Origin of the sequence: Hydrogenophaga sp., from assembly GCF_965657535.1 — a bacterium.
Taxonomy (GTDB): Bacteria; Pseudomonadota; Gammaproteobacteria; order Burkholderiales; family Burkholderiaceae_C; genus Hydrogenophaga.
The window spans coordinates 25,932-47,405 of sequence record NZ_CBFHOP010000014.1; the positions used below are offsets into that span (position 1 = coordinate 25,932).

At 58.2% G+C, this 21,474-nt stretch carries 20 protein-coding genes, 1 tRNA gene and 1 pseudogene; 18 read left to right on the plus strand and 4 right to left on the minus strand.

All coding sequences use genetic code 11. The features are described 5' to 3' along the window. Positions 1 to 96: 96 nt before the first annotated feature. On the minus strand, positions 97 to 1,236 hold the full coding sequence (gene ribD, locus ACTG4K_RS18260) for a bifunctional diaminohydroxyphosphoribosylaminopyrimidine deaminase/5-amino-6-(5-phosphoribosylamino)uracil reductase RibD (protein ID WP_439115653.1): 1,140 nt from the start codon (positions 1,234 to 1,236) through the stop codon (positions 97 to 99). A 240-nt stretch (positions 1,237 to 1,476) separates the two neighbouring features. Between ribD and ACTG4K_RS18265 the strand changes: the two genes are divergently transcribed. From ACTG4K_RS18265 to ACTG4K_RS18345, 17 genes are all read left to right on the plus strand, one after another. After that, positions 1,477 to 1,971, plus strand: a complete 495-nt coding sequence (locus ACTG4K_RS18265) for a GspH/FimT family pseudopilin (RefSeq protein ID WP_439115654.1) — start codon at positions 1,477 to 1,479, stop codon at positions 1,969 to 1,971. 20 nt (positions 1,972 to 1,991) lie between these two features. Next, positions 1,992 to 2,582, plus strand: coding sequence for a type IV pilus modification protein PilV (pilV, locus tag ACTG4K_RS18270; protein ID WP_439115655.1), 591 nt, complete (start codon positions 1,992 to 1,994; stop codon positions 2,580 to 2,582). Further along, positions 2,579 to 3,418: a prepilin-type N-terminal cleavage/methylation domain-containing protein gene (locus ACTG4K_RS18275; protein WP_439115656.1), complete on the plus strand. Its 840-nt coding sequence runs from the start codon at positions 2,579 to 2,581 to the stop codon at positions 3,416 to 3,418. The genes pilV and ACTG4K_RS18275 overlap by 4 nt, the downstream gene beginning before the upstream one ends. Further along, entirely contained in the window at positions 3,415 to 3,939 is a 525-nt protein-coding gene (locus ACTG4K_RS18280; protein ID WP_439115657.1) for a pilus assembly PilX family protein, read from the plus strand. Before ACTG4K_RS18275 ends, ACTG4K_RS18280 begins: the two co-directional genes overlap by 4 nt. 99 nt (positions 3,940 to 4,038) lie before the next feature. Continuing rightward, positions 4,039 to 7,722 carry a pilus assembly protein gene (locus ACTG4K_RS18285; RefSeq protein ID WP_439115658.1) on the plus strand — a complete coding sequence of 1,228 codons (3,684 nt, stop codon included), beginning with the start codon at positions 4,039 to 4,041 and terminating at the stop codon, positions 7,720 to 7,722. A 57-nt stretch (positions 7,723 to 7,779) separates the two neighbouring features. Further along, positions 7,780 to 8,202, plus strand: a complete 423-nt coding sequence (locus tag ACTG4K_RS18290; protein WP_439115659.1) for a type IV pilin protein — start codon at positions 7,780 to 7,782, stop codon at positions 8,200 to 8,202. Positions 8,203 to 8,486: 284 nt separating this feature from the next. Beyond that, complete coding sequence (locus ACTG4K_RS18295) at positions 8,487 to 8,792, plus strand: hypothetical protein (protein ID WP_439115660.1); 306 nt, start codon at positions 8,487 to 8,489, stop codon at positions 8,790 to 8,792. A 614-nt stretch (positions 8,793 to 9,406) separates the two neighbouring features. Further along, positions 9,407 to 11,314, plus strand: a complete 1,908-nt coding sequence (gene thrS / locus ACTG4K_RS18300) for a threonine--tRNA ligase (RefSeq protein WP_439115661.1) — start codon at positions 9,407 to 9,409, stop codon at positions 11,312 to 11,314. 45 nt (positions 11,315 to 11,359) lie between these two features. After that, complete coding sequence (gene infC, locus ACTG4K_RS18305; protein WP_439115662.1) at positions 11,360 to 12,013, plus strand: translation initiation factor IF-3; 654 nt, start codon at positions 11,360 to 11,362, stop codon at positions 12,011 to 12,013. A 206-nt stretch (positions 12,014 to 12,219) separates the two neighbouring features. Further along, the gene (gene rpmI / locus ACTG4K_RS18310; RefSeq protein WP_069048846.1) at positions 12,220 to 12,423 is read left to right on the plus strand and encodes a 50S ribosomal protein L35; all 204 of its coding nucleotides are present in this window, start codon (positions 12,220 to 12,222) and stop codon (positions 12,421 to 12,423) included. 24 nt (positions 12,424 to 12,447) lie between these two features. Beyond that, on the plus strand, positions 12,448 to 12,807 hold the full coding sequence (gene rplT, locus ACTG4K_RS18315; protein ID WP_304822893.1) for a 50S ribosomal protein L20: 360 nt from the start codon (positions 12,448 to 12,450) through the stop codon (positions 12,805 to 12,807). 130 nt (positions 12,808 to 12,937) lie between these two features. Next, positions 12,938 to 13,990, plus strand: coding sequence for a phenylalanine--tRNA ligase subunit alpha (gene pheS / locus ACTG4K_RS18320; RefSeq protein WP_439115663.1), 1,053 nt, complete (start codon positions 12,938 to 12,940; stop codon positions 13,988 to 13,990). A gap of 109 nt (positions 13,991 to 14,099) precedes the next feature. Further along, positions 14,100 to 16,532: a phenylalanine--tRNA ligase subunit beta gene (gene pheT, locus ACTG4K_RS18325; RefSeq protein WP_439115664.1), complete on the plus strand. Its 2,433-nt coding sequence runs from the start codon at positions 14,100 to 14,102 to the stop codon at positions 16,530 to 16,532. 25 nt (positions 16,533 to 16,557) lie between these two features. Next, entirely contained in the window at positions 16,558 to 16,884 is a 327-nt protein-coding gene (locus tag ACTG4K_RS18330) for an integration host factor subunit alpha (protein WP_322306576.1), read from the plus strand. Between the two features lie 205 nt (positions 16,885 to 17,089). Next, positions 17,090 to 17,560, plus strand: coding sequence for a MerR family transcriptional regulator (locus tag ACTG4K_RS18335; protein ID WP_439115665.1), 471 nt, complete (start codon positions 17,090 to 17,092; stop codon positions 17,558 to 17,560). A gap of 35 nt (positions 17,561 to 17,595) precedes the next feature. Then, positions 17,596 to 17,672, plus strand: a tRNA-Pro gene (locus tag ACTG4K_RS18340). Between the two features lie 499 nt (positions 17,673 to 18,171). Next, entirely contained in the window at positions 18,172 to 19,206 is a 1,035-nt protein-coding gene (locus tag ACTG4K_RS18345) for an IS110 family transposase (protein ID WP_439115666.1), read from the plus strand. Positions 19,207 to 19,533: 327 nt separating this feature from the next. Here ACTG4K_RS18345 and tnpC read toward each other — a convergent pair. The 3 genes and pseudogenes from tnpC to ACTG4K_RS18360 form a co-directional block, all read right to left on the minus strand. Beyond that, positions 19,534 to 20,202 (minus strand): annotated as a pseudogene (tnpC, locus tag ACTG4K_RS18350) (IS66 family transposase); the annotation flags it as partial. Next, entirely contained in the window at positions 20,145 to 20,300 is a 156-nt protein-coding gene (locus ACTG4K_RS18355) for a hypothetical protein (RefSeq protein WP_439115667.1), read from the minus strand. The gene ACTG4K_RS18355 and the pseudogene tnpC, both read right to left, overlap by 58 nt. Positions 20,301 to 20,405: 105 nt before the next feature. Continuing rightward, positions 20,406 to 20,708 carry a transposase gene (locus ACTG4K_RS18360; protein WP_439115668.1) on the minus strand — a complete coding sequence of 101 codons (303 nt, stop codon included), beginning with the start codon at positions 20,706 to 20,708 and terminating at the stop codon, positions 20,406 to 20,408. On the opposite strand from ACTG4K_RS18360, the gene ACTG4K_RS18365 reads away from it, so the two are divergent. Continuing rightward, positions 20,701 to 21,378 carry a hypothetical protein gene (locus ACTG4K_RS18365; RefSeq protein WP_439115669.1) on the plus strand — a complete coding sequence of 226 codons (678 nt, stop codon included), beginning with the start codon at positions 20,701 to 20,703 and terminating at the stop codon, positions 21,376 to 21,378. The genes ACTG4K_RS18360 and ACTG4K_RS18365 overlap by 8 nt on opposite strands. Positions 21,379 to 21,474: the final 96 nt, after the last annotated feature.

Consider the following 21,474-nt stretch of genomic DNA (forward strand, 5'->3'; position numbering starts at 1 on the left):
AGGGTTTCAGAGCCCTTCGGGGCTGCGGGGTGGTGCGCAGCATCTCTTTCTCGAGAAACGGCGGCTTTTTCGCCTGGTCCGGCCGCTGAGGGGCGTTCAGGGATGCAAAAAACGGTCGCGCCCCGCCACCCGAGCCACCACCCGCAGGTCATCGTCCACCCGGTCTACGCTGTGAAAGGACAGCGAAACGCCGTCTTCCAGCGCGCTGAGTGGCCCGAAGTTGGACAGGCCTGCGCCCACGCCCAGCAGTTTGGGTGCCAGGTACACCAGGCATTCGTCCACCAGTCCCTCGCGTAAAAACGAGCCGTTGAGCTTGTGTCCGGCTTCCAGGTGCAGTTCGTTCACTTCACGCAAAGCCAGGTCTCGCAGCATGGCTGCCAGATCGACCTTGCCCGAGGCGCCAGGCATGTGGATCACCTGTGCGCCAAGCGCCAGCAACGCCGCCTCCTTTTCAGGGGCGGCCACCGCGCAGTAAATCCATATCTGGCGCGGCTGGCCGTTGGACAGTGGCCCAAACAGCCGCGCGTCAAGCGGTGTTTCCAGTCGACTGTCCACGATCACCAGGTGCGGCTGGCGCGGCGTTTGCACCAGGCGCACATCCAGCATCGGGTCATCTTCCAGTACGGTACCAATCCCGGTCAACACCGCACAAGCCCGAGCACGCCAGGCATGGCCATCGGCGCGCGCAGCCTCGCCGGTGATCCACTGGCTCACGCCATTGTTCAAAGCGGTCACGCCATCCAGCGAAGCCGCCATTTTCATCCGCACCCAAGGCGTTTTGCGAACCATTCGGCTGAAGAACCCAATATTCAGCTCCCGCACGGCGCGGGCCACCTCGCTGTCTGGCGGCATCAATTCGACGGCAATGCCCGCCGCGCGAAGCCGGTCCAGACCGCGCCCCGACACCAGCGGGTTGGGGTCACCAACGGCGACAACCACCTGGCCCACGCCTGCAGCAATCAGCGCGTCACAGCAAGGCGGCGTGCGTCCGTGGTGCGAACAAGGCTCCAACGTCACGTAGGCCGTGGCACCCACGACAGAATGCCCACGCGCGCGCGCATCGCGCAGCGCCATCACCTCGGCATGTGGCCCACCGGCTTGCTGGGTGTGGCCTTGGCCGAGCACGGAGCCGTCTCGCGCCGTGATGATGCAGCCAACGCGGGGGTTGGGGTTGCTGGTGTGCAGTGCTGCCAGCAACGCAGGCGCCCATGCTGGATGTCCTTCAAAACCGTTCATGGGTTAACCGATATATAAGAGAGAAGTAGAAATGCAGATCGGTTCGCTGCAGGCAGGGCAAGTGGTTTCGATACGCTGCCCCAAAACCCCCGCCGATGCGAGAAATATCACAGCGCCTCGGATCGGGCGAAAATTCTATTTGAGAATGTTCGCCGTCCATCTGTGTCAGTCATCCACCTGTCTTTAGAAAGCGCTGAGCCGCTCACCGGTTCAGTATAGTTTTTCACCAGTCACCCTTTTATGCTCAGCCCTACATTTTTCACTCGACGCCAAACCTTCATGAAGGAGCATGCAGGCTTCACGCTCATCGAACTCATGGTCACTGTTTCCGTGTTGGCGATTTTGCTAGGGATCGGCGTGCCGAGCTTCAGGGCCATGATCGAAGGAAACCGCATCACCACCGTGGCAAACGATCTTGTCAGTGGCTTGCAGTTCGCACGCAGCGAAGCGGTCAAGCGTGGTGCCAACGTCACCCTGTGCTCCACCAACGACCAGAGCACTTGTTCGGGTACCTGGGTCGAAGGCTGGGTCGCAAGGAATGCGGGGGGTGCATTGCGAGTGTGGCCTGCCGCGCGACAGGGCGTAGTGATTGCCGTTCCTGGTTCGGTCGAGTTCAACCCTTTGGGCGGTGTTACAAGTGCACGTTGCTTTCGGATCACTCTGAATGGGCTGCAGCGTTTTGTCGGTGTGGGTCCTGCAGGGCGCGTGGCATCAAGCCCAAATGCTTGTCCTTGAATTGAACCTTGCTGTTAAATATGTCACGTAAAAACTTTGCCAAAAATGGCCATCGGGTGCTGCCAAAACGTTCCGTGCACGCGCAAGAAGGCGCGTCCCTGATTGAGGTTCTTGTGGCCGTTGTCCTGCTCTCTTTTGGTATTGTGGGCTTGGCTGGGTTGCAATTTAACGGGACCAAGTTCAATCACAGCGCTTACCTCCGGTCGCAGGCTACAAGCTTGGCATATGACCTCGTCGACCGCGCGCGTGCAAATTTGAATGCGTGCCCTGTGGGTGGGGCTTGTGCATACGCTACGCCGTTGGCTACTGCCTTTAACGGCAACGCCGCACAGGCCTGCGGGCGTCCCATCGCGGCTGCCAATGCCAACGCGATGGCCGCAATCGATGTCAACCAATGGAAGAGTTGTTTGGAAAACCTTTTGCCCGGGGCTCGAGGGCGGGTTGTGCTGTTGGGGTCCGCTGCGGGGTATGTCGATCAGTGCGGCATCACCCACGCTGCGGCTGGGCGGCAGGTACTGGTGGTTGAGGTCAACTGGACAGACGGTCGCGTGGCTGGCGGTGCAAACCGCGACTGTGTGGTGATTCGCACGGAAGTGAGGCCACTGTCATGAGAAAACAAGCGCCATACCGGCATGCTCAGGCATTTGGTCGACAGCGGGGTATCTCGCTGATCGAGCTCATGATTGGCATCGCTCTAAGCCTGCTGGTATTGACTGCAGTCGTCTATGTCTTTGCCGGTAGCCGTGCCAGTTATCGTCATCAAGAGTCCTTTTCTGCGGTACAGGAATCGGGACGTATTGCCCTAGAGTTACTTACTCGGGATATCCGGATGGCTGGCAACCCTGGGTGCGGCAACCTCACTTTTTTGAACCACCTTTCCCCAGGAATTTTTGACAATGGCGTTGCCATCACGCCTGCATTGGGCGCTAGCGCGGCAGCTCCTGATGGTATTACGCTGGTGCGCGGCAGTGCGGCGGTAGCGGTTTTAGCGGCCTCTCCGGCATCCAACCAACTTCAACTGAGCGCTGTGGCGCCTCTGGGTGCGGTGGCTGCGGGTGACCGATTGCTGCTGTCTGACTGTGCGTCCACCCAGGTAGTGACTGTCAATGCCATAGCTGGCAACTTGCTGACGCTCAGTGCCCCGCTTGCTAGGCAATACCGCCCGGGTTCGCAGGTGATGCGGCTCGAAACGGTGGTGTACGCCGTGAATGTGGCCACCATGGAGCTTCAGCGAAATGGCCAGGCCGTGGCTGCAGGTGTGAGAGATATGCAGTTGCTCTATGGGATTGCCGGAGGGGTGGGTCGTTCCGTAACCCGTTATGTTGAAAACCCGGGTGCGGACGTAGACAGCGTGGTAGCTGTGAAACTACAGCTCAACGTGGCGGACGGCGCGGAAATAAATATGCCTTTCACTTCAACCATAACATTGCGCAATAGAGCTCCATGATGAACAGAAACGGGCAATCAATGCACAGTGCCCTGCAACGCAAACACCTTATGGATGCGCCCTCCAAGCAGGGTCAGGGTGGTGCGGTGTTGGTGGTGGGTCTCATTATTCTCGTGGTGCTGACCCTGCTGAGTGTCCAAGGCATGCGAAGCAATCTGGCGCAGGAGCGCATGGGTTCCAACATGCGCGAGCGCAACGTGGCTTTTCAGGCCGCCGAGGCTGCCTTGAGGTTTGGTGAGCGGGAGGGGGCGTTTGATGCAACTGGTGCTGATCTCGTCGATCCGTTTGGCTGGACGCCTGATGCGAATGGTCTGCCAACTGAAGGTACACCTATTCCCAATTTCAGCGGTGGCCAAGCCTGGAGCGATCCGCGCTACAACGTCGGCCCTCCTCAGTACGTGCGCATTGGGCTTACGCTACCGCCTGAGTATCGACTTATCTATCCGATAAGCTCTTTCGGTGCTGGCTCCCAACAGGGAAGTGTAGTTGTTTTGCACTCGTGGTTTGAGCCCATGAATTGATGGCACATTATGGTCTCTCTGCACTAATGATGCATCGTGTACTTGCACAATGGCCCGCATTGATGAGGTTTTCGTCGTGAACGATACAGGAGTTTGAATATGAAAAATAAGAATCTATTTGGGGCAATGACCACTAAGTCTGGCCGCGTCCTGTTGGGGCTGACTGCGGCGTTTAGCATGGTCACCGCATCGACAGCACAGGTCGGAATCGCTCAGTCCCCTTTGTTTCTCAGTAAAGCCGTCACGCCTTCTATACTGATCGCGCTTGACGATTCTGGATCAATGGATGCGGAGATCTTGTTGCCGACCAATGACGGTGCCGCTTGGTGGAATACAGCAGACGGATCTTTTGCCGGCCGTGGACGCTTTGATGTGCCAACGGCAGGAGCAAATAACTTCAACGAGGCCGGTAGTGCAGGTGGCGATTGGAGGAAATATATCTACGTTTTTCCAGTCGGGGGTGGAGGCAATACAGAAGGTAGGAGGGCTTATTCCGATGCCGCCAATGACCATTTTGCGGTGCCACCCTTGCCAGCGTACGCGTACGTGAGATCTTCTGACTACAACCTATCCTATTTCAATCCTGCTGTGCAGTACACGCCCTGGCCAAGCTTGGGTAGTTACAGTTTTGGCAACTCCCCTCCAAAAGCGGCACGCACCGACCCCACCATGCCCGTTACGGGCACGCCCGTCACGATAGATCTGACGGCACAGATAGAAAATAACGCTGCAAATCACGTTTTCAGGCTGTTTGATGGTATGACTGTTCCAGCAGGGGTTCGCAATGCTCCAGAAGGTGGTAATTGGGGTACCGCAGCATATGTGGCCAGCAACACAAACAACGAAGCCAACCGCCGTGCGATTTCCTACTACCCAGCACATTTTTACCTCCGAAGCACCACTAATTTACCGGCGTGCTTTGGGTTTAATGCGACATCAGTCAAGAAAAATGGAAGCGGCCCAGACGGAACTACGGTGATGTATGGATACGAAATCAAAGAGGGCAATTTTTCTGCGGCTTGTGGGCGCACTGCGGCGGCTAACTACGCGCTTGCAATTCAAAACTTTGCAAACTGGTTTACTTACTATCGAAAACGGCATGCGGCCGCTCGTAACGCCATCGCAGTTGGATTTGAATCCATCACCGATTTCAGGGCGGGCCTGTACCGGATCAATGCTATTCCATCGCCTGCCTCCGCCTTGAGCATGCGTGACTTGCTGCTGCCCGCTGACAGGAAGGCATTCTTTGACCAAGCCTTTACCAGCATCGGAGTAGGTGGTACGCCCAACCGAGAGGCAGTGAACGCTATGCGCTCCCAGCTCGCTAGGACCGACGCCAACGCTCCGATCAGGTTGGAGTGTCAGAAAAATTTTGGCGTTTTGATCACAGATGGTTTTGCCAACCCATCCACCAGCTCCGGGGTTGGCAATCGAGATGGCGTTTTGCCCGCACCTTTGGCAGACATTCACTCGGATACAATAGCCGACATAGCCGCAGCGCTGTACATCGACAACCCCAGGCCTACCCTGCCGGCTGGTAAGGTACCCGTTCCACCTGAATGTGCGCTGGGTACGGCCTCACTTAGGGTGGACTGCAACCCCAATCTGCACCTCAATTTGTACGCGATTTCTTTGGGTGCACCTGGCAATATTTTTGGTGTCAACAAAGACTCCACTGCTGACCCATTTGCCAACCCACCTACCTGGCCTAACCCGGATCAGTTCCGTAGTCCTCAGCAAATAGATGATCTTTGGCACGCGACGCTGAACAGCCGTGCCGATATGCTGAGCGTAGAAATTCCCTCAGAGTTGGGTACAAGTTTTCGTAGGGTCTTGGATTCAATTCGAGCGAGGGTGGAGGCATCCGGTGGATCAGCTGCCACAAGCTCTGCGGTGCTTCAGACCGCCTCTCTGTTATTCAATGCATCTTTTCGAAGTGCCGACTGGTCAGGAACGTTGATAGCGCGTAAACTTTTGACTGATGGTCGTCCAGGTGCAGTTGTCTGGAATGCCGAAGAACTTCTTAATCAAAAAAATCCAGACACGCGCAAAATATTTACCAGCACGACGCCTGGCTCGCCCGTAACGCTGACATTCTCAGCGTTGAGTACCGCACAGAAGGCGTCGTTGGAAGTGAATCCACCAGGTGCATCTGCCACCACTGCAACCGGCGCGGACAGAATTGCTTGGTTGAGGGGACAGGAGCACGTTGGGTTGCGCTCACGCACTTTCGGTGGTGTGGTCCGCCGAATGGGGGATATTATCGGCTCGAGCCCGCAGTATCTATCTAATCGCGACTACGGCTACAGTGCTCTCCCCGAGCCTCAAGGATCTGCTTACAAGACATTTCGCAGCTCTGCGACTTACCGTAGCCGTCCAGAAGTGTTGCTGTTTGGATCCAATGGTGGGATGTTCCACGGGATCAGATCGGACACGGGGGATGAGCTATTTGCCTACATGCCCAGCGAGCTATTGTCGCCACCAGGTTCGGCAGCTCATGCCCGAGTCAACGAGTTGATGCGCCCTGACTACACCCACCGTTTCTTTGTGGATGGTTCTGCGGCGTTGGGCGATGCTTATATTTCCGGCAAGTGGCGCTCTGTTGTTGTTGGCACGATGGGCGCCGGCGGTCGCACCGTATTTGCTCTTGACGTCACCAATCCTGGCAGCTTCGGAGCTGGAAATGTCCTGTGGGAGTTTGCCCATTCCGAGCTTGGGCAGGGAGTCACGAAACCAAGTATCGTGCGATTGAAAGATGGGCGATGGGCTGCTGTGTTTGGTAATGGGTACAACAGCGCATCGCACCAGCCGCAGCTGTTTGTGGTTGATCTGAGTGACGGCAGTATCATTCATAACATTAAATTGGTCGGGGCGGACGGTGCGAGCCAAGGCAGTGTGAACAAACCCAATGGCCTTTCTCCAGTAGAGGCCACTGATTGGCCTGCCAATGATTTGTCTTTGGCGAATGTTTATGCTGGTGACCTGTATGGCAATCTTTGGCGTGTGAATCTGCGCTCGGCGCAGCCAGCCGTCACACGGCTTTTCCAGGCCGTTGACACTTCGTCGCCTGCACGCAGCCAATCCATCACTGCGGCCCCGAAGATAGCGCTAAAGCCTGGTTCTAGTTCGGAAGTGGTTTTACTGTTCGGTACGGGTAGCTTTTTTAGGGAAGGTGATGACAGCCCTACAGCTCCGCAGGTGCAGACGATGTATGGGGTTTTCGATGGGGCAAGCGCGCCTGTCAGTAACATCCTGCGAGGCAGTTTGTTGGTTCAAGTGCTGTCGAGCAATGCCGACAGTGCAGTCATTAATACGGTGACATACCCCGCTGGGAGTTTGCGGTTCCTGACAAGGAATGTGCCTGCGGCGGGTAGCAAGGGGTGGGCGGTCGATTTGCTTGAGCCGGGTGAGCGTGTTATCAGTCAGCCTACATTTCCATCGGGGTCTTTGCAAGAGCGCGTCCGCTTTACCAGTCTCATTCCCGACAGCGACCCTTGTGGGTCTGGTCGCCGCGGCTTTGTCATGGATATCGACTTGCTCAGAGGGGGGCGCTTTATCGATCCTGTTTTCGATCTTTCCGGAGATGGCACATTTGATTCTGACGATAAGGTCAATGGGAATGATGTAAGTGGTATCGGTGGTACCAACGGAGAGGCGCCAACGACCATCTCTTCTCAGGATTCGAATGTCGATAATTTGTATTCTGGAGATGGGCGTCGAGTTGGCACAAGCTCAAATAATTCAGGTCCAGTCGGTAGGCAGTCGTGGCGACAGATCCGCTGAGTGGAGAGATGGACGTAAAATGTTTAAATTAGCATTAACAATATAGAGGAGATTGCCGTGCGGCAACACCAGCAGTCTGGTTTCACACTCATAGAAGTCATGATCACGGTTGCGATCATAGGTGTTCTCACTGGGATCGCCTTTCCATCGTACCAAGAATATGTCCGTAGGACTGCTCGCGCAGATGCGCAGGCTGACATGATGGAATATGCGCAAATTGCAGAGCGATTTTTTACTCTGCATAATCGATATGATCAGACGCGGGCTCCTGTACCAGTGGCTTTTGCTCTCCCTGCCACCACCAGTCCGCGCAGTGGGGCTGCGCGGTACAACCTCAGCATTGCTTTAACCAATCAAACCTATCTCCTGAGAGCAGTGCCTGTTGGGGGCCAAGCTACGGATGCGTGTGGAACGTTGAGCATCAACCAGTTGGGCGTTTCCTTGCCAGTGAATGGAACTGACGGGAGGCGCTGCTGGTAAATTCGGCGTATTGTCGAACCGCGTGGGGATTGAATTTTCGGAATGGTGGGTGTCAAGATGATTTTTATTGGGACTCCCCACGTAGTCAAGTTATGTAGGGTTCTATGGCGTTTTGAGTGGAACTTGAACAGACAGAACTGGGTATGTTGGGGTTCTTGGATGTCTCAATGCCGAATTGCATGGAACTTGACCTTCAGCACTGGTGCATGGTGCGTTGTGAGTGGGTGATGTCGGTGGATACTGGCGTCTTTTCGACTTCCAGCAACAGCCAACCCAAGACCTCCATGAGCCCGAGTACCGAAGATCTGTTCACCGCAACCTTTGGGCCGCAAGCCCCCTGGCGCGTGGAGCGCGCCGAGCTCAGCAGCGCCAAGCGACGCATCGACTTTGATGTGATTTCCACTGATCGGCACATGACTTGTCCGCACTGCGGCGCACTCCACCAAGGCATCCACGAACGGGTGCACCGCTCTTGGTGTCATTTGGACTTCTTTCCTGCGCAAGTGCGCGCGAGCGACATCGTCGTGCGCCCCCACAGCCTAGACGGCTATGACCGCCTCACGCAGGGGAGTGACGATGCCAACAACTGATTCGGCCACACTCAAACTCCGCGCCTAGGCGCTGCAACAGCATGGGGTGCTGTCCCACTGGGATATACGCTGCATAGAGCCCAGGGTGGGCACGTTGCTGGACTGGTAGGAGCAGGAGGGAGGTCGCCGCTCCGTGGGGTGCCGGCTGCACAGTGCGCGCATCGGGCGCTTCAAACCCTTGGTTGATTGCGATTAGAGCTGCCACAAGCAGATTGACCAAACCAGCGTTAGCGGGCTGATGACGCTGCAGTTCCTGCACAGCGCCAGCAACGCTATCCAGGTGGGCCACCTCTGGTTGTGGGCAAGACCACCATGGTCCAGAACATTGCACATCAGCCAGTGCTGCAAGGGCACACCGTCGTCATGTTCACCACCGCCGGCAAGCTGCTGGGCGTGTTGGGACAGTAGGTCCTGGCAAGCCCCGGGGGTTTTTTGTGAGAAAATGATGCTTTTAAAGTAGACCAAGAGCGAGAAAGGCAATCTGGTTATGACACCGCGAACTACAAGGCATTCTTTCCTGGTCGCTTGAGGCCCGCAGTTCGCGCCTGCCCGATTCCCCTCTTAACTCCATCTAGCGCGGCCCCATGCCGCGCTTTTTTGTTTCTGGATCCCCCATGCTTCACATCACGCTCCCCGACGGTTCCCAACGCGAATTTCCCGGCCCGGTCACGGTGGCTGAGGTCGCCGCCTCCATTGGTGCCGGTCTGGCCAAAGCAGCGCTGGCTGGCAAGATCGGAGACAAGGTGGTCGACACCAGCCACAAGATCACCGAAGACAGCCTGCTGGCCATCGTCACTGCCAAAGATGCCGACGGCCTGGGGGTGATTCGCCACTCCGCCGCGCACTTGCTGGCCTATGCGGTGAAGGCGCTGTTTCCCGATGCGCAGGTGACCATCGGCCCGGTGATCGAAAACGGGTTTTTCTACGACTTTTCCTACAAGCGCCCCTTCACGCCCGACGACCTGGCCGCCATTGAAAAAAAGATGACCGAACTGGCCGGCAAGGACGAGCCGGTGGTGCGCCGTGTGCTGCCGCGTGACGAAGCTGTTGCGTATTTCAAAGAGCAGGGCGAGCACTACAAAGCGGAAATCATTGCCAGCATTCCGAGCAATGAGGATGTGTCGCTGTACCGGGAGGGCGGTTTTGAAGACCTGTGCCGTGGCCCACACGTGCCGAGTACCGGCAAGCTCAAGCACTTCAAACTCATGAAGGTGGCCGGCGCCTACTGGCGCGGCGATCACCGCAACGAGATGCTGCAACGTATTTACGGCACCGCCTGGGCTAGCAAGGACGACCTGCAGCAGTACCTGACCATGATCGAGGAAGCTGAAAAACGCGACCACCGCAAGCTGGGCCGTGAGCTGGATCTGTTCCACATCGACGAACACTCGCCCGGTACGGTCTTCTGGCACCCCAAGGGCTGGACGCTGTGGCAAGAGGTGGAGCAGTACATGCGCCGCGTCTACCGCGACAACGGTTACCAGGAAGTCAAGGGCCCGCAGATTCTGGACAAGGGCCTGTGGGAGAAAACCGGCCATTGGGACAAGTACCGCGACAACATGTTCACGACAGAGAGCGAGAAGCGTGACTATGCGCTCAAGCCGATGAACTGCCCTGGGCACATCCTCATCTTCAAGCAGGGCATCAAGAGCTACCGCGACCTGCCTTTGCGCTACGGCGAGTTTGGTCAGTGCCACCGCAACGAGCCCACGGGTGGCCTGCACGGCATCATGCGTGTGCGGGCCTTCACGCAGGATGATGGTCACATCTTCTGCACCGAAGACATGATCCTAGATGAGTGTGTGGCCTACACCGCTCTACTGCAAAAGGTCTACACAGACTTCGGTTTCAGCAACATCATCTACAAGGTGGCGACCCGGCCCGAAGCCCGCATCGGCAGTGACGAAAGCTGGGACAAGGCAGAGCATGCCCTGATGGAGAGCCTGCGGGCGTCCGGTTGCGAGTTTGAAATCTCGCCCGGTGACGGTGCTTTTTATGGCCCCAAGATCGAATACACGCTGAAAGACGCCATTGGTCGCCAATGGCAGTGCGGCACGATGCAGGTGGACTTTTCGATGCCTGAGCGCCTTGATGCAGAGTACGTCGGCGAAGATGGTGCGCGCCACCGTCCGGTCATGCTGCACCGAGCCATCGTGGGCAGTCTGGAGCGTTTCATCGGCATTTTGATCGAGCAGCACGCGGGCGCTTTGCCGGTCTGGCTGGCGCCGGTGCAGGTGGCGGTGCTCAACATCACGGATTCGCAAGCCGATTACTGTCGCGAAATCGTCAAATCGCTGCAGAATCAAGGGCTTAGGGTCATAACCGATCTGCGCAACGAGAAAATTACGTATAAAATACGGGAGCACGCGTTGCAAAAGCTCCCTTACATCGTTGTCGTGGGCGACAATGAAAAGGCAGCTGGCGCCGTGGCTGTGCGGGCGCGAGGTAACAAAGACCTCGGTGTTATGCCGCTGGAAGACTTTTCCAGGCTGATTGCGGCAGACGTCTCATCCAAAGTTTGAATTCAAACACCCGGTTGACCCCCGAGGCCGCTGCGCACACCGCTCATGCAATGGGGCGCCCTCTGGGGTGCTCTACCTGTTCAATCAGCCCACACAAAGGAACGTACCATAGCTACCAATTTTCGTGACCGCCGCCAACGCGAAGAGCGCGCACACCGACTGAACCGTGAAATCATGGCTCCAGAGGTTCGCCTCAACGGACCAGAAAACGAGCCGCTGGGCATTGTCAGTTTGCAAGAAGCGCTGCGCATGGCCGGTGAGCTGGACGTGGACCTGGTGGAAATTGCTGCCACGGCCATCCCTCCAGTATGTCGCCTGATGGACTACGGCAAGTTTAAGTACCAAGAGCAGAAAAAGGCGGCGGAAGCCAAGGCCAAGCAAACGGTTATAGAGATCAAGGAAGTCAAGTTCCGCCCCGGCACCGATGACGGGGACTACAACATCAAGATGCGCAACATCCGTCGCTTCCTTGATGACGGCGACAAGTGCAAGATCACGCTGCGTTTTCGCGGCCGCGAGATCACGCACCAGGAGCTGGGTCTGGCCTTGCTCAACCGTATCCGCGACGAGCTGGCTGACATTATCGTGGTGGAGCAGTTTCCCAAGCTGGAAGGGCGCCAGATGATCATGATGATCGCGCCCGGACGGAGGAAAGCAGCCCCTAAGGCGGTGGAGCCTGCTGCGCAGAGCGCTGAGTAGTTTGCACCTGTGAAAAGGTGCGTAGACTATCGGGTCTGCATCCAGATTGGACGGGCAGGGTAGTCTCCTGTTGGTCCGAGGCGACAGCCGAAAGGCTGGTGGCCGAAAGAAAAGTCGCAAGGCTTTTCATAGAAGTGGCTCGGGGCCAACAAGTCTGCGGAAGGTTCGCAGCGCCTCACGAGCACGAATCAAAAAGGAGCATGCATATGCCCAAAATGAAGACCAAGAGCAGCGCGAAAAAGCGATTTCGCGTTCGTCCCGGTGGTACCGTGAAACGCGGTCAAGCCTTCAAACGTCACATTTTGACCAAGAAGTCCACCAAGACCAAACGCCACCTGCGCGGCGCCGTGACTGTTCATGAGACCAATATGGGTCACATGGCACAGATGCTGCCCGGCATGGGTATTTGATCAACGACGAACAAGGAGTCACTCATGCCTCGCGTCAAACGTGGTGTAACGGCACGCGCCCGCCACAAAAAAGTTCTCGCCCTTGCAAAAGGTTTTCGCGGTCGCCGCGGTAACGTCTTCCGTATCGCCAAACAGGCGGTGATGAAGGCGGGGCAATACGCCTACCGCGATCGTCGCAACAAGAAGCGCGTCTTCCGTCAGCTGTGGATCGCGCGTATCAACGCCGGTGCACGTGCTTGCGGCCTGACGTACAGCCAGTTCGCCAATGGCCTGAAGAAGGCCTGCATTGAAATCGACCGCAAGGTCCTGGCCGATCTGGCCGTGAACGACCCGGCTGCCTTTGGCAGCATCGTGGAGCAAGTCAAAGCCAAGCTGGCCGCTTGATTCACGACGGAGACCCCGATGGCCTGAAAAGGTGGCCGGGGTCCTCCAGTCGCTCAAAGGGGTTGAGGCTTGAGGGATTTCCCTCGCAGCGCTCAACCCCTTTTTTGTTTTGCAACGCAGAAACACACACATGAACGAGTTGGACGCACTGGTCGACAGCGCTTGCGCAGGATTCGCGCAATCCGCCACCCCGGCCGATCTGGAAAACGCGAAAGCCCAGTTTCTGGGCAAATCGGGCCGCATCACCGAGTTGATGAAGGGCATGGCGGCTTTGTCTGTAGACGAGAAAAAAAGCCGCGGAGCGGCCATTAACCAAGCCAAGCAGGCCATTGAAGCTGCGCTGACAGCCCGTCGACAGGCGCTGGCTGACGCTGAGCTCGAAGTGCAGTTGAAGGCTGAGGCGTTGGATGTGACCCTGCCCGGTCGCCAGCGCGGACAGGGCGGCTTGCATCCTGTCAGCCTGACGCTGGAGCGCATCGAAGCCATTTTTGGCTCCATGGGCTTCGAGGTGGCCGAGGGCCCAGAGATCGAGTCCGACTGGTTCAACTTCACCGCATTGAACACGCCCGAGGACCATCCGGCGCGTTCCATGCACGATACCTTTTACGTCGAGGGTGGCAGCGAAAAGGCGCCGAACCTCCTGCGCACCCACACCAGCCCGATGCAGATTCGGCACGCCGTGCAGCATGTGAAACGCTACCGGGCTGACATTGAAAGTGGCGTTGGCATGCCTGAGATCCGTGTGATTGCACCCGGCCGCACCTACCGGGTAGACAGCGATGCGACGCACTCGCCCATGTTTCACCAGTGCGAAGGATTGTGGATTGGTGAAAATGTGAGCTTTAAGGACTTGAAGTACGTCTTCACCGATTTTTGCCGCACCTTTTTTGAGTCGAATGATCTGGTGCTGCGCTTTCGCCCTAGCTTCTTTCCGTTCACCGAGCCCAGCGCTGAGATCGACATCCAGTTCCAAAGTGGCCCGTTGGCTGGCCGCTGGCTGGAGGTGGCGGGTTCCGGACAGGTTCACCCCAACGTGGTGCGCAACATGGGGCTTGACCCTGAGCGTTACATCGGCTTCGCCTTTGGCATGGGCCCTGACCGGCTGACCATGCTGCGTTACGGCGTGAACGATTTGCGCCTGTTTTTTGACGGCGACATCCGTTTCCTGTCCCAGTTCAGATAGCCTCCGGCGCCGTTGGGTGCACATCGGTTGCCCGTCTGAGCGGGCCTGCGGTGTTTTGGATGCAGGCCTTGCTGTGCCTACTTGTGTTCAAGTTTGTTGAGACTTTTCCATGCAATTCCCCGAGTCCTGGCTGCGTGCCTTTTGCAATCCACCCCTGACCAGCCAGCAGCTGGCCGATACCTTGACCATGGCTGGTCTGGAAGTTGAGGAGCTCGAACCTGTCGCGCCGCCGTTCAGCGGCGTGGTGGTGGGCCGCATTCTGGAAGCGGTGCAACACCCCAACGCCGACCGCCTGCGCGTGTGCCAGGTCGATGTGGGGCAGACACAGCCGCTCAGCATCGTGTGCGGCGCGCCCAATGCGCGTGCGGGTATCTTGGTTCCATGCGCTATGGTGGGCGCTGCGCTTCCAGCAGGGGAAGACGGCAAACCATTCCTGATCAAGCTGGGCAAGCTGCGCGGCGTGGAAAGCCAGGGCATGCTCTGCTCGTCCAAAGAACTGCAGTTGGCAGACGACCATGGTGGCCTGCTGGAGCTGGCCCCTGACGCGGTGGTTGGGCGCGACATTCGGGCGCAACTGCTGCTGGATGACATGCTTTTCACCCTCAAGCTCACGCCCAATCTGGCGCATTGCCTGAGCGTGTACGGCATTGCGCGCGAGGTGTCGGCACTCACCGGTTCGCCGCTGGTTGAGCCGGTATTTCCTGCGGTGCCCGTTAGCCTCAATGACCGCTTGCCGGTGCATGTGCAGGCCCCCGATCTGTGCGGACGCTTCACAGGCCGCATTATGCGTGGCGTGAACACCCGCGCCAGCACGCCCGCCTGGATGGTGGACCGCCTGGCCCGTTGCGGTCAGCGCAGCGTCTCGCCCTTGGTGGACATATCCAACTATGTGATGTTCGAGCTGGGTCGCCCGTCGCATATTTTCGACCTCGACAAGATCCACGGCTGCCTGCAAGTTCGCTGGGGGCGCGTTGGTGAACAGCTCAAACTGCTGAACGGGACAACCGTGAGCGTGGACCCACAGGTGGGCGTGATCGCCGATGATCAATCGGTTGAATCGCTGGCTGGCATCATGGGGGGCGATGCCACCGCCGTGTCTGATGACACCCAGAACATTTTCATTGAGGCGGCTTTCTGGTGGCCCAAGGCCATTGCAGGACGTTCGCGCCGTTTCAACTTCTCCACCGATGCGGGTCACCGGTTTGAGCGCGGTGTGGATCCTGCCAGCACGGTTGAACACGTCGAGCGCATCACCCAACTGGTGCTGGACATTTGTGGCGGGCAGGCTGCTGTACTGGACGACCAAACCCTCAACGTGCCCCAAGCAGCGCCTGTGACGCTGCGCGTTGCAAGGGCCGTCAAAGTCATTGGCATGCCGCTGACGCAGTCCCAATGTGCGGATGCGCTCAAGCGGCTCGGCCTGGATGTCAATGAAGGCGAGGGCACCATCACGGTGACGCCGCCCGCCTACCGGTTTGATCTGCAGATTGAAGAGGACCTGATCGAAGAGGTCGCGCGCGTCATCGGTTACGAACAGTTGCCCCACACACCGCCGCAGGCACCCATCACGGCCAAGATCCGGCCCGAGGCGCAGCGCGGGCAATTTGCCGTGCGCCGCCAGTTGGCTCAGCTGGGGTACCAGGAGACCATCAACTTCAGCTTTGTTGAAGAACGCTGGGAGCGCGAGCTCGCCGGCAACGCCAACCCGATCAAGCTGCTGAACCCCATCGCCAGCCAAATGAGCGTGATGCGCTCCTCTTTGCTCGGCAGCCTGTTGGCCGTGCTCAAATTCAACCTGGACCGGCGAGCCGACCGTGTGCGCCTATTTGAACTGGGCAGGGTGTTCCGCAAAGACCCGACCGTGCAGGACAGCGACACCAGCGTGGCCGGCTTCGACCAGCCAATGCGCGTAGCCGGTCTGAGCTTTGGACCCGTGGACGCCTTGCAATGGGGCTCACCCGAGCGTGCTGCAGATTTCTTTGACGCCAAGGGCGACGTTCAGGCTTTGCTGGCGCCGCTACAGCCCACGTTTCGTGCGGCAGCGCACCCGGCCATGCATCCTGGCCGTTCGGCCAGCGTTTGGCTTGGCGAGCACTGCATGGGCCATGTGGGCGAACTGCACCCCAAATGGCGTCAGGCTTACGAGCTGTCGCATGCTCCTGTCATGTTTGAACTGGACCTGAACGGCGTGCTCGGACGGCCGGTGCCCGTCTTCCAGGGCGTCAGCCGTCACCAAGCGGTAGAGCGCGATCTGGCCATTGTCGTCAAAGAAACTGTCACCCACGCTGAGGTGGTCGATGCCATCCGGGCGCCCGCAATTCCCTGGTTGCGCGATGTGGTGTTGTTTGACGTTTACCGTCCCAAGAAACAGGCATCAACCGAAGTCACCGCGGCATCTTTGGCCACCGACGAAAAAAGCTTGGCTGTGCGACTCGTGCTGAACCGCGACGACGCTACACTGACCGAAGATGACATCGAAACGGCGCTCAAGGCTGTCCTCGACTCACTGGCTCAGCGCGTTGCGGCACGTTTGCGCGGCTGACACGACAAGTTTGGAGAAACACCCTATGGAACTCGCTGTTGAGAGCCTAGAAACGCCGGCCCTGACCAAGGCCCAGCTCGCTGAGCTGCTGTTTGACCAGATCGGGCTCAATAAGCGCGAATCCAAAGACATGATCGACGCCTTTTTTGATCTGGTCACCGACAGTCTGGTTGAAGGCACCGACGTGAAAATTTCGGGCTTTGGCAATTTTCAGATCCGCACGAAGGCGCCCCGTCCCGGCCGCAACCCTCGCACCGGTGAGCCGGTGGCCATTCAGGCGCGCCGGGTTGTTACTTTTCACGCCAGTCCTAAGCTCAAGGAACAGGTGCAAACGGCGATCATCGGCGACTAAACCCACCAGTGCATCTGCGCTTTACACGCTAGCCCAGGTGTCGCAAGACATCTGGGCTTTTTTGCGCCTACCGTGTTTCGATCGCCTTCACACCCTGCTCAGCCACCGCGCTGGAAACATGTGTGTAGAATTTTTGCGTTTGCGCAACCACCCCATACGGTCTTAGAGTAAATTTCAAGCTTCGGTATGTACCGCCTTGATTTTCATGGAAAAAACACTCCCTCCCATTCCAGCCAAACGATACTTCACCATCGGTGAAGTGGGTGAGTTGTGCGGCGTCAAGCCCCACGTACTGCGCTATTGGGAGCAAGAGTTTACCCAGCTGCGCCCCATGAAGCGTCGAGGAAACCGCCGCTACTACCAGCACCACGAAGTGCTCATGATCCGTCGCATACGCGAGCTGCTGTACGACCAGGGCTTCACGATCAGCGGTGCCCGCAACAAGTTGCAAGAACTGGTTCAGGCTGAGCGCGAGAGGCGCCGCCATGATGGCGATGAGGCGATCGATGTGATGAACGTTGAGGTTGAGGTTGAGTTTGATGAGCCGTTGCAAGCTGACGCACCAAAACAGGTCGACTCGCCGATACATGCTGGTGGGCCTGTCTCAGGCGCCTTGTTGCGCGACATGCGGCGTGAGTTGGTAGAAATTCGTGAGCTTCTTTTGCATCAGGCCTGAAATACATGATTTGACGGCTATAATTCGAGGCTTGACGGCGTGTAGCGCAGCCTGGTAGCGCACTTGCATGGGGTGCAAGGGGTCGCGAGTTCGAATCCCGCCACGCCGACCATATGAATCAAGGACTTAGCTTCGGAAGGGGCTAAGTCCTTTCTTCTTTCTAGGCTCAAATTTATTCATTGTCCCAACCGTTGTCCCAACTGCATAAAAAGCTGGGGACGGTCTAAGTCGTTGGCGAGCGTTCGCGGTTCCGCCATCTTGGCGTGCTAGTCACGCACGGCGGAGTCATGAAGCACATTTTGCGAAACAGATTTATCCCTCCAGCAACCTGTGCAAGAACCCCAGTTTGAGGCCGATGTCATGCAAGCTGACCTGCACCAGTGCATCGTGATGGCCTTTTAGCCGTTGGTAGGTCTTCCAGTGCATGCCTTTGGGTTTGCCGCCACCACCGTTCAAGATACCCGGCTGCCATCCCAGGCGTTTGCGCAGCTTGTCTGCCTTGGTAGATGCTCGGTCGTAAGCAATGGGATGAACGCCCCCACCCATAACGGCATCGACGTGCCAAAGTGGAGACGTTGATCAACCACTTGAACCGAGAAGGGGCGTCCACCATGAAGCTTACGACTGTTGGCATCGACCTGGCGAAGAACGTGTTCCAGGTCCACGGAATCGACGAGCGCGGGAAGGTGCTTGTGAAGAAGCAGCTGCGCCGAGACCAGATGGCGACGTTCTTCGTCAACCTGCCGCCGTGTCTGCTCGGCATGGAGGCCTGCGGCAGTGCGGATCACTGGGCGCGCAAGCTTCAGGCAATGGGGCACACCGTGCGCCTGATGGCTCCCCAGTTCGTCAAGCCCTACGTCAAGACCAACAAGAATGATGCAGCTGACGCCGAGGCCATCTGCGAGGCTGTCGGTCGACCGAACATGCGCTTTGTGCCGATCAAGAATATTGAGCAGCAGGCGGTGCTGGCATTACACCGGGTTCGCCAAGGCTTCGTGAAGGCGCGCACGGCGCAGGCCAATCAGATTCGCGGCCTTCTTGGTGAGTTTTGCCTCATCGTTCCGCAAGGTATTGGCTACATCGCTTCAAGGGTGCCGGAACTGATCGAAGACGCCGACAACGAGCTCCCCGGCTCCTTCCGCGTGCTCATCCAGCGACTGCTCGACCACCTCAAGGAACTCGGACGCCAGGTTGAAGAGCTCGAAGCACAAATCCAGGCATGGCATCGAAGCAGCGAGCCTAGCAGCCGGCTCGCTCATGTGCCTGGCATCGGACCCATCACGGCGAGCGCGCTGGTCGCGTCCATCGGGGATGCGAAGAACTTCGATGACGGCCGCCAACTGGCTGCTTGGTTGGGCCTGGTGCCCCGGCAACACTCTTCTGGAGGTAAGTCGAACCTGTTGGGCATCAGCAAACGCGGCGATAGTTACCTGCGCACCTTGCTGATACTCGGTGCGCGCTCCGTCATTGATCGCGCGGGCCAGAAGGCAGACTCGTGTAGCTGGATCAACGCAGTCGTACAACGGCGCAACAAGAATGTTGCGGCGGTCGCGCTGGCCAACAAGAATGCCCGCATCGTCTGGGCCTTGCTGGCCCATGACCGATGCTATGAAACGGCGTACAGCAAGCAGGTGCAGGCCGCTTGATTGAAGGCTGGCTGCGCAATAGACGAACAAAAACTTCAGGGAGAAATACCACCGATTGCTCAGGCGAGCATGAAGTGATGGCAAGACAGGTAAGACCGTGGGTGGCCAATCCCGCGATGACCGAGGCACCCTGAGTGCGTGTAAGCGATTGAGGCGTCAACCAGCAGATCCCATCAGGGACCGCAGCCAAAAGCTGCACTCACAGTCCGAATGTACGGGAGCAATCTTCACCTTCGCGTTTTCACGAATTGAGAGGCTGGCATAGGGGGCGTTCATGTACGGGTGGCAAACCCCACGTTGACCGCCATTAACGGTCGTGGTTGACACTCAGTTATCGGCGCTCTGCCAGCGATGCGGTAGCAGCTCCAAGATTCGGCTGGCCTTTTGCGTGGGCAACCGGGTGAGCACATTCTTGAGGTAGGCGTACGGATCGTGTCCGTTCATGCGCGCTGACTGGATCAGACTCATCACGGCTGCGGCCCGCTGGCCTGCGCGCAGACTACCGGCAAACAACCAGTTCGAGCGCCCAAGGGCAATCGGTCTGATTCGATTTTCGATCCAGTTGTTATCAGCCGGCAATTGCGGGTCATCGACAAAGCGCGTCAACGCCATCCAGCGCTTGAGGCTGTAGTCCAGCGCCTTGGATGTGGCCGAGTTGCCCGCCACCTGCTGGCGTTGCAGCACCATCCACTCGTGCAAGGCGTCCAGTATCGGCCGGCTGCGCTGCTGGCGCACCTGCAGCCGCTCTGTTGCCGCCAGCGTCTGGACTTCCCGTTCGATCTCATAGACCCGGGCGAACTGCGTCAGGGCAAACTCGGCGATCTGGCTTTTGTTGGCCGCGTGCAGATCGAAGAACTTGCGTCTGGCGTGAGCCAGGCAACCAGCTTCTGTCACGCCTTGGGAGAAGCTGGCCTTGTACCCGGCGTAATCGTCGCAGATCAGGCTGCCGCGCCAGTCACCCAGGAAGGCTCGTGCGTGGCGATCACCCGCGCCAGGGCGGTGTCGGTGCCTGCGCGCATGTCCAGCGGGGCGGTGGCCAGCCAGGCAGCATCGATGCGGATCACCGCAGCAACTCGCGCAGCATCTGGACGCATTCGGCTGCGCCAGACAAGGGCCAGTGCACGGTCACTGACATGCCGGGACGTTGGCATTCGATACGGATGTCGGCCGCTCGCGTTGAGGAGGCAACGCAGGGCTGCTCACTGGCGGTCGTTGACGCTGCGGTGCTCAGCTCGATGGGGATGAAGGCCGGGGACTGAGGTGTTGCGACTGCAGTGGTGACGCCACCTTCGAGGCGGTGCAGTCCCTGCGCCCACTCCCTGCGCCCACTCCTTGCGCCAGCGATGCAGCAAGTTGGCGTTCATGCCGTGCTGCTGGGCTACCGCAGCGATCGATACACCGGGCTTGTGGCACATGGCCACCAGTGCGGCCTTGAATTGCGGGGTGTAAGTGCGGTGCGTGCGCCGCTGCGCATACCGCGGGGTCTGAGGGTCTTTGAGCATCGTGTACACGTTCTTGTTGCGTGCACACGATCTTCCTCAGTTCGACTCAGTCATTCAAGATGGGGTTCGCCGGGCGCTTACCAACGAGATGCCAGACAGCGAGGAAGAGCGGCCGACTCTTGGCGATGTGTCCTTGATCGCCAGTGCGCTGCTCGGGGCCTCAGGTGACACCATCGAAATTGAAGGTTGCAACTACCTGGTGGAAATCACCACTTTGTATCCGGGACCACAAGTAGGCGACTTCTTTCTGGTGCCGCTTGAGCCTCTGGGCCAGTTTCAACCAGCATGGCGATTCAACGACAGGGAGAAGACTCAGAGGAGGCGCGGCTTGTGTTTGCGCATCGCCTATCAAAATCGGGACAGGGAAACGCCCTCTGTGCGCTACCTGCTGGACTTTGAGCGACGAATGACAGCTCAGAACAGCATGCTGCTGCTTTGGTCCCCTGATGGGCTACCCTTGGCCGACGAAGGTACCGTGCTGACCACGGTCGTTCAACGCATCGCATGGAGGGGATCGCCAGCCCTCCCTATTGACCAGCTCGAAAGACTGAGCTCCAGAACGCGCAAGCACACCAGCAATGACGCAGCCACCTTGCTCGCAGAAATCTACTTGGCAAAAGACCGGATAAGGGCTGCTGGTGCAGACCTCCACGGTGGCGGCCTGTCTTAAACCAACCGGCCTCTACAAACCCGGAGATGGCATGGTCCGCCCACCTACAGCGCTGATGAAGTGAGACTGCCATCCTGATAGGGGTGGGGCCTCGCA

Bases quoted from the DNA above. Each gene is read 5' to 3' on its own strand.
- infC (WP_439115662.1), top strand. From the start codon at position 11,360: ATGCAATGGGGCGCCCTCTGGGGTGCTCTACCTGTTCAATCAGCCCAC.
- thrS (WP_439115661.1), top strand. From the start codon at position 9,407: ATGCTTCACATCACGCTCCCCGACGGTTCCCAACGCGAATTTCCCGGC.
- pheT (WP_439115664.1), top strand. From the start codon at position 14,100: ATGCAATTCCCCGAGTCCTGGCTGCGTGCCTTTTGCAATCCACCCCTG.
- ACTG4K_RS18330 (WP_322306576.1), top strand. From the start codon at position 16,558: ATGGAACTCGCTGTTGAGAGCCTAGAAACGCCGGCCCTGACCAAGGCC.
- ACTG4K_RS18275 (WP_439115656.1), top strand. From the start codon at position 2,579: ATGAGAAAACAAGCGCCATACCGGCATGCTCAGGCATTTGGTCGACAG.
- rpmI (WP_069048846.1), top strand. From the start codon at position 12,220: ATGCCCAAAATGAAGACCAAGAGCAGCGCGAAAAAGCGATTTCGCGTT.
- ACTG4K_RS18265 (WP_439115654.1), top strand. From the start codon at position 1,477: ATGCTCAGCCCTACATTTTTCACTCGACGCCAAACCTTCATGAAGGAG.
- pilV (WP_439115655.1), top strand. From the start codon at position 1,992: ATGTCACGTAAAAACTTTGCCAAAAATGGCCATCGGGTGCTGCCAAAA.
- ACTG4K_RS18355 (WP_439115667.1), bottom strand. From the start codon at position 20,300: ATGCGTCCAGATGCTGCGCGAGTTGCTGCGGTGATCCGCATCGATGCT.
- ACTG4K_RS18360 (WP_439115668.1), bottom strand. From the start codon at position 20,708: ATGCTCAAAGACCCTCAGACCCCGCGGTATGCGCAGCGGCGCACGCAC.
- ACTG4K_RS18285 (WP_439115658.1), top strand. From the start codon at position 4,039: ATGAAAAATAAGAATCTATTTGGGGCAATGACCACTAAGTCTGGCCGC.
- ACTG4K_RS18280 (WP_439115657.1), top strand. From the start codon at position 3,415: ATGATGAACAGAAACGGGCAATCAATGCACAGTGCCCTGCAACGCAAA.
- ACTG4K_RS18345 (WP_439115666.1), top strand. From the start codon at position 18,172: ATGAAGCTTACGACTGTTGGCATCGACCTGGCGAAGAACGTGTTCCAG.
- ACTG4K_RS18335 (WP_439115665.1), top strand. From the start codon at position 17,090: ATGGAAAAAACACTCCCTCCCATTCCAGCCAAACGATACTTCACCATC.
- ACTG4K_RS18295 (WP_439115660.1), top strand. From the start codon at position 8,487: ATGAGCCCGAGTACCGAAGATCTGTTCACCGCAACCTTTGGGCCGCAA.
- ribD (WP_439115653.1), bottom strand. From the start codon at position 1,236: ATGAACGGTTTTGAAGGACATCCAGCATGGGCGCCTGCGTTGCTGGCA.
- rplT (WP_304822893.1), top strand. From the start codon at position 12,448: ATGCCTCGCGTCAAACGTGGTGTAACGGCACGCGCCCGCCACAAAAAA.
- pheS (WP_439115663.1), top strand. From the start codon at position 12,938: ATGAACGAGTTGGACGCACTGGTCGACAGCGCTTGCGCAGGATTCGCG.